Origin of the sequence: Nostocoides sp. (genome assembly GCF_035343835.1) — a bacterium.
GTDB lineage: Bacteria > Actinomycetota > Actinomycetes > Actinomycetales > Dermatophilaceae > Nostocoides_A > Nostocoides_A vanveenii.
The window spans coordinates 5,020-6,927 of the sequence record NZ_DAOQZV010000173.1 but is presented as its reverse complement, the minus strand read 5'-3'; the positions used below and the strand labels follow the sequence as shown (position 1 = coordinate 6,927).

General features: G+C 68.9%; 2 protein-coding genes and 1 pseudogene. All 3 read left to right on the top strand.

Translation table 11 applies throughout. The features are described 5' to 3' along the window. Window positions 1–42 precede the first annotated feature (42 nt). Window positions 43–966, top strand: coding sequence for a sulfurtransferase (locus tag PKH97_RS11910; protein ID WP_324387674.1), 924 nt, complete (start codon window positions 43–45; stop codon window positions 964–966). Window positions 967–986: 20 nt separating this feature from the next. Further along, window positions 987–1,448: a SufE family protein gene (locus tag PKH97_RS11905; RefSeq protein ID WP_324387676.1), complete on the top strand. Its 462-nt coding sequence runs from the start codon at window positions 987–989 to the stop codon at window positions 1,446–1,448. A 194-nt stretch (window positions 1,449–1,642) separates the two neighbouring features. Next, window positions 1,643–1,908: pseudogene (locus PKH97_RS11900) on the top strand (glycoside hydrolase); the annotation flags it as partial.

The window sequence follows — 1,908 nt, the reverse complement described above, 5'->3', positions numbered from 1 at the left end:
ACGACCGAAAACCCGGCGTTGGCGGCGGGGTAACGTGGAGTTATGACTGACGCCCAGCCCAGCACCGACTCCGGCGAGACGACCTCGGAGGCGGGACACGCGGCATACGCCCATCCCGAGCGGCTGGTGACCACCGACTGGCTGGCCGCGAAGCTCGCCGACGGGGAGGCCGGCGCGGGCACGCCGATCGCGGTGCTGGAGTCCGACGAGGACGTCCTGCTCTACGAGACCGGGCACATCCCGGGCGCACTCAAGCTGGACTGGCAGCAGGACCTCAACGACCCGATCAATCGCGACTATGTCGACGGGGAGCAGTTCGCGCAGTTGATGACCGAGCGCGGCATCGGCCGCGACACGACCGTGGTCATCTATGGCGACAAGAGCAACTGGTGGGCGGCCTACGCCCTGTGGGTGATGACCCTCTTCGGGCATGACGACGTCCGTCTGCTCGACGGCGGCCGGGCGAAGTGGATCGCCGAAGGACGCGAGCTGACCCGCGACGTGCCGACGGTGAGCCCCGCGACGGGGGACGCGGCCTACCCGGTGATCGAACGCGACGACGCCGCGATCCGCGCCTTCAAGGAGGACGTTCTAGCCCACCTCGGCAAGCCGCTGGTCGACGTTCGCTCGCCCGGTGAATACTCCGGCGAACTGCTGCACATGCCCGACTACCCGCAGGAGGGGTCGCTGCGCGGCGGCCACATCCGGGGCGCGAAGTCGGTCCCGTGGGCCCGCGCGGCCAATGCGGACGGCACCTTCAAGTCGCGCGCCGAGCTCGAGGCGATCTACCTCGAGGAGCAGGGGCTCTCGCCCGAGGACGAGGTCGTCGCCTACTGCCGTATCGGCGAGCGCAGCAGCCACACCTGGTTCGTGCTGACACACCTGCTCGGCTTCGAGAAGGTCCGCAACTATGACGGCTCCTGGACCGAGTGGGGCAACGCGGTGCGTATGCCAATCGAGCGGTGAGCGCGGACCCCACCGCCGGTATGCCGCCCGCGCTCGCGGAGATCGCGACCGACTTCCGCGAGGCGAGCGCCAAGGACCGGGTGCAGTTGTTGTTGGAATTCGGCGAGGACCTGCCCGACCTCCCGCCCCGGTATGCCGATGCGCCCGAGAAGCTCGAACAGGTCCACGAGTGCCAGTCGCCCCTTTTCCTCGCCGTCGAGGTGGGCGCCCAACCCGGCGTGCGCAGCGACGATCAGCGCGTCGGGCTCTTCTTCTCCGTCCCGCGCGAGGCGCCCACGACGCGGGGTTTCGCGGGCATCCTGCACGCCGGCCTCGACGGGGCCAGCGCGGCGGAGATCCTGGCTACGCCCGAGCACGCGCCGATGAACTTTGCTCTGGCGGAGGTGATTTCGCCGCTGCGGATGCGTGGCATGGTGGCGATGCTCAGCCGGATCAAGCGCCAGGTGAGCCTCCAGATCGCCGCCCGGGACGACGGCGCCTGAGCCTGGTCAGCCCCCGGGCTCGCGCGAGGGGTCGACAATGCGTGCAGAGGCCGGCGACGCCAGGACCCACGACGCCTGCCGCCTCACCTCCGAACCATCCTGGTTAAGCGCTTGAGCACGCCCTAAGTCTCCCGTATCGGGGATTAAGCGATTAAGCAACCCAGGGGCCACCACACATGCACACACCACCGCCGGTGTTCTTGCGGCCCGAGGCGGGCTGGGTGGGCGACGTCATTCCGTATGCGGAGGACGGCCGCTTCCACCTCTTCTATCTCCTTGACCGTCGCGCCGAGAACCCCGCCGGTATGCCGTGGCACCGGGTCACGACGGACGACCTGGTCACCTTCATCGACGCGGGCCTGGCGCTGCCGACAGGCACCAGCCCCGACAGCCAGGATCACAACTGCTACACCGGCAGCGTCGTGCGCGATGACGCAGGGGTCCATCACCTCTTCTACAC